A 7,874-nucleotide genomic window follows, 5' to 3' on the forward strand; every position below is an offset into this window, starting at 1 on the left:
GCCGGCGCGCGGCGTCGCGCGGCTCGGCATCGCCCGCACCTTCCAGCACGTGAAGCTGGTGCACGGCATGACCGTGCTGGACAACGTGGCGCTCGGCGTCCACCTGCGCGGCGCCGCCGGGGCGCTGCGCGGCGCGCTGGCGCTGGACGGGGCGGAGGAGGCGCGGATCTTCGCCGAGGCGCGGCGGCAGATCGAGCGTGTCGGCCTCGGCGCCGTCGCGCACCTGGTGGCGAGCGAGCTTTCCCTCGGCCAGCAGCGGCTGGTGGAGATCGCCCGCGCGCTCTGCCTCGATCCCGTGGTCCTCCTCCTCGACGAACCCGCCGCCGGGCTGCGCCACATGGAGAAGGAGGCGCTGGCACAGCTGCTGGACGGGCTGCGCGACGAGGGCATGACCATCCTGCTGGTGGAGCACGACATGGATTTCGTGATGAACCTCACCGACCGGCTGGTGGTGATGAGCTTCGGCGCCGAGCTGGCGCAGGGACGCCCCCGGGAGATCCAGGACAACCCGGCGGTGATCGACGCCTATCTGGGCAGCGCGGCATGACGCCCATTCTCGCGGTGCGCGACCTGCACGTCGCCTATGACAGCGTGCCCGCCGTGTCCGGCGTGTCGCTGGCCGTGCCGCAGGCCAGCATCGTCACCATCCTGGGCCCGAACGGCGCGGGCAAGAGCACGCTGCTGAACGCCATCATGGGCGTGCTGCCGTCGCGCGGCGAGGTCGCCTTCGCCGGGCACAGCCTCGCCCGGCAGGGCATCGAGGAACGCGTGCGCGACGGCATCAGCCTCGTGCCGGAGAAGCGCGAGCTCTTCACCAGCATGACGGTGGAGGACAACCTCCGCCTCGGCCGCTTCCGCCTGCGCCGTTCCGGCAGCGCCGAGCCCATGCTGGAGGAGGTCTTCCGCCTCTTCCCGCGCCTGAAGGAGCGGCGGCGGCAGGAGGCCGGCACGCTGTCCGGCGGCGAGCGCCAGATGCTGGCCATGGGCCGCGCCCTGATGGGCGAGCCGCGCCTGCTGATGCTCGACGAGCCCAGCCTCGGCCTCGCCCCCCTGGTGGTGCGGGAGATCCTGCAGAGCGTCGCCGACCTGCGCGGCAACGGCGTCTCCATCCTGCTGGTGGAACAGAATGCCCGCGCCGCGCTGCGCATCGCCGATTACGGCTACGTGCTGGAAAACGGCTCCGTCGTGCTGGAAGGCGACCCGGGCGCGCTCCAGGCCGACCGGCGCATCGTCGAGGCCTATCTCGGCATCCGCTCGGCCTCCGCCGCCGCGGCGGCGTGATCGGCGCCCCTCAGCCCATGATGTTGTAGCCGCCGTCGATGTAGAGCGTCTGCCCGGTGACGAGCTTCGCGGCATCGGTGGCGAGATAGGCGGTGGCGAGGCCAACATCCTCGATGGAGACGAGGCTGCGGGCGGGGGCGGTGCTCTGGGCGCGTTCCAGCATCTCGTCGAAGTCGTTGATGCCGGAAGCGGCGCGGGTCTTGAGCGGGCCGGGCGAGATGGCGTGGACGCGGATACCCTGGGGCCCGAGTTCGGCGGCGAGGTAGCGCGTGGCGCTTTCCAGCGCGGCCTTCACCGGCCCCATCATGTTGTAGTGCTCCACCACGCGCTGGGAGCCGTAGTAGCTCATGCAGAAGAGCGCGCCGCCGCGCATCATCAGCGGCTCGGCGAGCTTTGCCATGCGCAGAAAGGACCAGCAGGAGATGTCCATGGCGCGCAGGAAGCCGTCGCGCGAGCAGTCCACCACGCGCCCGTGCAGATCCTCGCGGGGGGCGAAGGCGATGGAATGCAGCAGGAAGTCGAGCTGCCCCCAGTCCCGCCCGATGCGCTCGAAAACGGCTTCGAGCTGGCCCGGCTGCTCCAGGTCCAGCGGCATGAGGATGGGCGCCTCCAGCTCCCGCGCCAGCGGCTCCACATGCGGCCTCGCCTTGTCGTTCAGATAGGTGACGGCGAGCTCCGCGCCCAGGCCACGGAAGGCGCGGGCGCAGCCCCAGGCGATGGAACTGTCATTGGCGATGCCGGTGACGAGGCCGCGCCGGCCTTCCAGCGTGACGCGTTCGCGCGGGATCATGCCGCTGTTCCCCCGGCGCGGCCCCGCAGCACGTCCAGCGTGTGGCGGGCGATCATGCGTTCCTCGTTGGTCGGGATGACATAGGCGCGCAGCCAGCTGTCCCCGGTGGAGATCAGCGGGCCATGCGCGGCGTTGCGGACGGGGTCGGGTTCCACCCCCATCCAGGCGCAGTGGTGCAGGATCGCCTCGCGCACCGGGGCCGCGTTCTCGCCCACGCCGGCGGTGAAGACGATGCCGTCGATCCCCCCCATGGCGGTGGCCAGCGCGGCAATCGCCTTGGCGGTGTGGTAGCAGAAATAGTCGATGGCCAGCCGGGCGGAGGGCACGTCGCTCGCCAGCAGCTCCCGCATGTCGCTGCTGAAGCCGGACAGGCCCTTCAGCCCGCAGTCATGGTAGAGGAAGTCCTGCAACGCCGCCGCATCCATGCCCTGGGAGGCGAGGTGGACGACGACCCCGGCATCGAGGTTGCCGGGGCGCGTGCCCATGGGCAGGCCGTCCAGCGCGGTGAAGCCCATGGTGCTGTCCATGCTGCGCCCGTCCGCGATGGCGCAGGCGGAAGCGCCGTTGCCCAGATGCGCCACCACGACGCGGCCCTGCGCGATCTCCGGCGCCACCTCCGGCAGGCGCCTGGCGATGTATTCGTAGGACAGGCCGTGGAAGCCGTAGCGCCGCACACCCTGCCGGTAGAGGGATTCCGGAATGGCGAAGCGTTCCGCCACCTCCGGATGGCCACGGTGGAAGGCGGTGTCGAAACAGGCGACCTGCGGCAGGTCCGGCCGCCGCGCGCGGATGGAGCGGATCGGCGCGAGGTTGAAGGGCTGGTGCAGCGGCGCCAGCGGCACCAGCGCCTCCAGCGCCGCCAGCACCGCGTCGTCCACCAGCACGGGCGCGGCGAAATCCGGGCCGCCATGCACCACGCGATGCCCGACGGCGACGGGCGGGGTGCCCAGATGCGCCATCAGCCAGCCGCCCAGCGCCGCTTGGCCTTCCTCCATCGTGTCGGCGGCCTCGGCCTCCATCGCCTCGTCCACCAGCACGCGGTCTTCCGCGTCCACGGCGTGGAGGCGCGGCGCCGCGCTGCCGATGCCGCCCATCTGCCCCTTGAAGCGGCGCCGCAGGCTCTCGCCCTCGCCGATCTCGTAGAGCTGGAACTTGATCGAGGAACTGCCGGCGTTCAGGACAAGGACGGTCTCGCTCATGCGGGGGCTCCGGTCGCGGCGGGCTTCTTGGCCAGGGCCTGGGCATAGAGCGCCGCCACGGCGCAGGAGGCCAGCCGCGCCCGCACGCTGTCGGCCCGGCTGGTCAGGATGATGGGCACGCGGGCGCCGAGCACGATGCCCGCGGCCTCCGCCCCGGCCAGGAAGGTCAGGTTCTTGGCCAGCATGTTGCCCGCCTCCAGGTCCGGCACCACCAGCACCTGGGCACGGCCCGCGACCTCGGACCGGATGCCCTTGATGCACGCGGCCTCCATGCTGATGGCATTGTCCATGGCCAGCGGCCCGTCCAGCAGCGCGCCGGTGATCTGGCCGCGATCGGCCATCTTGCACAGCGCCGCCGCGTCCAGCGTGCCGGGGATGGCCGGGTTCACCGTTTCCACCGCCGAGAGGATGGCCACGCGCGGCGCGCCGAGGCCCAGGCCGCGATGCAGGTCGGCGACGTTCTGCACGATGTCGGCCTTGGTCTTCAGGTCCGGCACGATGTTGATCGCGGCATCGGTGATGAAGAGCGGCTCCGGATAGGTCGGCACGTCCATGATGAAGACATGGCTGAGCCGGCGGGCGGTGCGCAGCCCGGCCTCCTTGTCCAGCACGGCGTGCAGCAGCTCGTCCGTATGCAGGCTGCCCTTCATCAGCAGCGCCGCCTGCCCGCCGCGCACCAGCGCCACGGCCTGGGCGGCGGCGGCATGGCTGTGGGGCGCGTCCTGGATCTCCACGCCGCCGAGGTCGAGCCCCGCCTCCTCCGCCACGGCGCGGATCTTCGCCACCGGTCCGACCAGGATCGGGCGGATGATGCCCTCCCGCCCCGCATCCAGCGGCCCCTCGAGTGCCGTATGCTCGCAAGGATGGGCCACGGCGCAGGGGATCGGCGTGCCATGGCCGGCGACGCGGCGGATCAGCGCCTCGTAGTGCCGCGCGCGCTTCAGGATCAGCGCCGGCGTCTCGCTCATGCCCGGGCTGCTGGCGCGCTCGGCGGGGGCGGAAACGGTGGCCGTGCCGGTCAGCACCACCTCGCCATCGCCGCGCCGGCAGTCGCAGTCGAGCAGCACCAGCCGATGGGCGGGCTGCTTGTCCTTCACCGTCGCCCGCAGCACCAGCGTGTCGCCGGCCAGGACCGGCGCGCCGAAGCGCATCTCCTGGCCGAGATAGACGGTGCCCGCGCCGGGCAGCTCGTTGCCCAGCAGGTTGGCGATCAGCGCCCCGGCCAGCATGCCGTGCGCCACCGGCTTGCCCCCCTGCCTCGGCGCGCCGGAGGCCGCGGCATAGAGCGCGACCACCTCCGGCGAGACCGTGCGCGTCAGGCTGGCGCTGTCGCCGACGACGATCTCGTCGAAGAGCCGGTTCTGGATCGGGCCGCCCCCGGCCGCGGATTCCACGGTCACGGGCTCAATCCCCTCTGGGGCGCCGCCGCCGCGCGGAGGCCGCTTCCCTGTGCCCCTCCGGATGTCCCTCCGGGCGCCTTTCCGCCGGGCGCTCCTTTTCCGGGGAGGCCGCGACGGTGTCCTTGTCGGGTGCCTGCTCCGCGATCCCGGTGCTGTCCTCGATCGCCCGCGCGGTCTCGTCGGGCGAGGGCAGGGCATGGCGCCCCTCCCCCGCCGCCGTGCGGAAGATCCGCTCGATCGTTTCCAGCCGCCCCGCCGCGCGGCTGGACAGCGGCTCGCCCGCGGTCAGCACCGCGCGCAGCTTCTCCATCGCCTGCTCCACCACGTCGCCGGGCGTGCCGGAAAGCATGCGCGGCAGGGCGGCCAGCGCCTCCTCGGGGTCCAGCAGCAGCATGAAGAACTGCATCCGCACCACGGCCTTGAAGGTCGGCAGGTCCATGCCGGAACCGTTCTCCCGCCGCATCTGCCGCAGCAGCTCGAAGCTGCGCTGGTCGGCGGCGCGCTCCGCCAGGCCGACATAGAGCATGGAGCGGATCAGCGCCTCCGGCAGTCCGCCCTCGGCGATGCGATCGTGCAGCGCCGCCGCGCGCTGGCGCACCAGTTGCCGGCGTTCCGGCTCCAGCCCCGGCCGGCGGCGCGGCGGGCGGTTGTCGGCGCGCATGCCCAGCGCCGCCTGCACGGCAGCGGAGCCGTAGAAGCCCTCGAAGAAGCGCTCGCAGGCCGTGTCGCGCATCTCCCGGTACAGGTCGAGCGAGCGCACGACCTCGTCGGAGAAGCGCTGCTGCATCGCCAGGAAGGGATTGTCCGGCGTGGCGGGCCGGCGGTTCTCCCGCACCTGCTCCGCCAGCGGCTCCAGCATTCGCAGGAAGGGATTGTGGTCGGAGAACATCTCGTAGCCGAGGCGCAGCGGGTGCATCCGGCGCAGCCAGTCCGCCGTGGCCTCGTTGCTCGCGGCCCGCATGGCGGGCTGCACATAGGTCCGGTACAGGCCGAGATTGACGCGTGAGAGCTGATCCACCGCGGCGAAGCGCCGGTCCTCCTCCTCGCCGCCGCCGACGATCGCGCGGATGTCGTCCAGGTCGCGGCCGGCGAAGCGCGAGATGTAGTCCGTCCGCACCAGCTCCGCCCCCGGCTCCTCCGGCAGCCGCTGCTCCAGCTCGGCCTCGTAGAGCCCGGGCGGCAGCACGTCGATCAGGTCGATATTGGTGGCGAACTGCTGGTGCTCCTTGCGCGCCACCGAGCCGGACACGAAGATCCCCAGATGCCCGATGCTCTCGTGCACGGCATAGACGATGGTCTGACCGTTGGCGCGGATCTCCTCCAGGCTGCCATAGAGATCGGTGATCCAGCCCAGCGCCTGCTGCGGCGGGGTGATGTTGTCGCCCTTGGAGCAGAAGACGATGACCGGCGAGCGGATGTTGCGCAGGTCGAGCACCGTGCCGTCGCCGGTGGTGATCTCGGCCGTGGAAAGCTTGTTGCCGACGAAGAGATCGTCGACGATCGTCTGCATCTCGCCCGCGTTCATCATCACGTGGCTGCCCCACCAGCGCTCGAACTCCAGGTAGCGCGCCGGCTCCGTGTCGATGTTGGCGTAGACGTGGTACTGCTTGGTCCAGAGCGTGTTGGCGGGGTTCAGCGCCTCGAAGTTCTGCACCAGATAGGCGCCGTCGAAGATGCCGTTGCCGAGGTCGCCCGCCAGCGCCGTCATCCAGGTGCCGCCCAGCAGCCCGCCCAGATAGCGCATCGGGCTGCCGCCCTGCGTGCCGGCCCAGTAGGAGAGCGGCGTGCCGGCGATGATGATCGGGCCGAACAGCTCGGGCCGCATCGCCGCCGCCATCATCACCTGCCAGCCCGCCTGGCAGTTGCCGATCACCACCGGCTTGCCGTCGCTCTCGCTATGCATCTCGCCCACCCGCTCCACGAAGAGCGTCCCGGCGACGACCACGTCCTCGATCGTCTGGCCCGGCAGCGGCCAGGGCAGGAAGCCGACGAAGTAGCAGGGGTGGCCCGCGCGCATCGCCACGCCGAGTTCGCTGTCCGCCTTGAAGCCGCCAATGCCGGGCCCGTTGCCGGCGCGCGGGTCGAAGACGATGAAGGGGCGCTTCAGCGGGTCGATCTCGACGCCTTCCGGCGGCAGGACGCGCGTCAGACCGTAATTCACCGGGCGTTCCAGCTTGTGCCCGTCCAGCAACAGCTCGGTCTCGTAGCGGAGCACATTGGGCGCCTGCTGGGCCATGTGCTCATGGTACTGGTTGCCGCGTTGGCGCAGCACGTCCAGGAACAGCACGCCGCGTTGCCAGGCATCCACCGCGTAGTCGACGGCGAGCGAATAAGGCGCCGGAAGAAGGTCCAGACCCGTTGGGGATTGATCGGTACGCATCGTAAGGGGCCCTTCTCTCTCGCTTGCGGTAACGCTGCACCGTGAAAAGCCTGCCCTCCGGCCAAGAACAGACATCCGTCTGCCGGAGAGTGGGCCCTGGCGATTTCCGCCCTACTGTTCCGTGGGCCGAACTGAGGCCCCTGCCGTGGTCATGGTCAACATCCGAATACCCGTGTTCTGCAGCCGCTCGGCCAGGTCCAGCATGTTCCGGGCGCGAAGCTCCAGGCTGTGAAGGATCGCCAGCGTGATGTTGGACTGTATCTGAGGAAGCTGGCCAGCCTCCGGGCTCGTATGCAGCTTCTGCAATGCCGTGCCGACCTGCTGCTGCGCGTCCATGGCGATCCTCATCTCACAGCGGATCGCGTCATGGATGGCCCGGTTCCCTTCCTGTGCTGCCTGGAGCATGACCTTGCAGCCGGGTGTCAACAGTTCGTGAAACATGCCCGGTGTCGGCAGGGTATCCGTGAAAGAAGACGAGGACATTTCAGATTTCCTTCAAGCTGTGGTCACGCTCCACGGGCCAGGGAACATCTCCGACGGAGCGTGCCGGGGGGGGGATCGCCGGTGGCTAACCACGTGAATCCGCTTCCAGGCGGACCTGTGCGGCTGCGGGAGCATCCATACAAACCGTCTGGTCGGTTTGTAAAGCCGCCGGGCCCGTGATATGCGCCTGGGCTTCGAGGAAAGTGAGGAGCGTCAGAGCATGGCACGCGTCGCACTTGTCACCGGTGGTCAGCGCGGCATCGGGGCAACCATCAGCGAGAGACTGAAGGACCATGGCCGCACGGTGGTGGCCTCCTATGCGGGCAACGAGGAGGCCGCGA

At 70.5% G+C, this 7,874-nt stretch carries 7 protein-coding genes and 1 pseudogene; 3 read left to right on the forward strand and 5 right to left on the reverse strand.

What is annotated here, in order from left to right:
* Together ROTAS13_RS15335 and ROTAS13_RS15340 are read left to right on the forward strand one after the other, a co-directional pair.
* The coding region (locus ROTAS13_RS15335) for an ABC transporter ATP-binding protein (protein WP_139323385.1) at positions 1–547 on the forward strand (547 nt) is incomplete at its 5' end.
* Positions 544–1,281 carry an ABC transporter ATP-binding protein gene (locus tag ROTAS13_RS15340; protein ID WP_019463104.1) on the forward strand — a complete coding sequence of 246 codons (738 nt, stop codon included), beginning with the start codon at positions 544–546 and terminating at the stop codon, positions 1,279–1,281. The genes ROTAS13_RS15335 and ROTAS13_RS15340, both read left to right, overlap by 4 nt.
* A gap of 10 nt (positions 1,282–1,291) precedes the next feature.
* On the opposite strand, the gene fabI is transcribed toward ROTAS13_RS15340, so the two are convergent.
* The 5 genes from fabI to ROTAS13_RS15365 form a co-directional block, all read right to left on the reverse strand.
* Positions 1,292–2,071, reverse strand: coding sequence for an enoyl-ACP reductase FabI (gene fabI, locus ROTAS13_RS15345; protein ID WP_019463105.1), 780 nt, complete (start codon positions 2,069–2,071; stop codon positions 1,292–1,294).
* A complete protein-coding gene (locus tag ROTAS13_RS15350; protein WP_019463106.1) occupies positions 2,068–3,270 on the reverse strand; it encodes an acetate/propionate family kinase in 1,203 nt (400 codons plus the stop codon). The genes fabI and ROTAS13_RS15350 overlap by 4 nt, the downstream gene beginning before the upstream one ends.
* Positions 3,267–4,670 (reverse strand): bifunctional enoyl-CoA hydratase/phosphate acetyltransferase, encoded by a 1,404-nt coding sequence (locus tag ROTAS13_RS15355; RefSeq protein ID WP_075822770.1) that lies wholly within the window; start codon positions 4,668–4,670, stop codon positions 3,267–3,269. The genes ROTAS13_RS15350 and ROTAS13_RS15355 overlap by 4 nt, the downstream gene beginning before the upstream one ends.
* A gap of 4 nt (positions 4,671–4,674) precedes the next feature.
* Positions 4,675–7,050: a DUF3141 domain-containing protein gene (locus ROTAS13_RS15360; protein ID WP_075822771.1), complete on the reverse strand. Its 2,376-nt coding sequence runs from the start codon at positions 7,048–7,050 to the stop codon at positions 4,675–4,677.
* Between the two features lie 111 nt (positions 7,051–7,161).
* The gene (locus ROTAS13_RS15365; protein ID WP_075822772.1) at positions 7,162–7,533 is read right to left on the reverse strand and encodes a hypothetical protein; all 372 of its coding nucleotides are present in this window, start codon (positions 7,531–7,533) and stop codon (positions 7,162–7,164) included.
* Positions 7,534–7,753: 220 nt separating this feature from the next.
* Between ROTAS13_RS15365 and ROTAS13_RS28145 the strand changes: the two are divergent.
* Positions 7,754–7,874, forward strand: a pseudogene (locus tag ROTAS13_RS28145) (beta-ketoacyl-ACP reductase); the annotation flags it as partial.

The sequence above is a fragment of the Roseomonas sp. TAS13 genome, from assembly GCF_001950415.1.
Lineage (GTDB): Bacteria > Pseudomonadota > Alphaproteobacteria > Acetobacterales > Acetobacteraceae > Roseomonas > Roseomonas mucosa.

What these genes read in the sequence shown, in the direction of transcription:
- ROTAS13_RS15350 (WP_019463106.1), bottom strand. Translation starts at nt 3,270, where the DNA reads ATGAGCGAGACCGTCCTTGTCCTGAACGCCGGCAGTTCCTCGATCAAG.
- ROTAS13_RS15360 (WP_075822771.1), bottom strand. Translation starts at nt 7,050, where the DNA reads ATGCGTACCGATCAATCCCCAACGGGTCTGGACCTTCTTCCGGCGCCT.
- ROTAS13_RS15340 (WP_019463104.1), top strand. Translation starts at nt 544, where the DNA reads ATGACGCCCATTCTCGCGGTGCGCGACCTGCACGTCGCCTATGACAGC.
- fabI (WP_019463105.1), bottom strand. Translation starts at nt 2,071, where the DNA reads ATGATCCCGCGCGAACGCGTCACGCTGGAAGGCCGGCGCGGCCTCGTC.
- ROTAS13_RS15365 (WP_075822772.1), bottom strand. Translation starts at nt 7,533, where the DNA reads ATGTCCTCGTCTTCTTTCACGGATACCCTGCCGACACCGGGCATGTTT.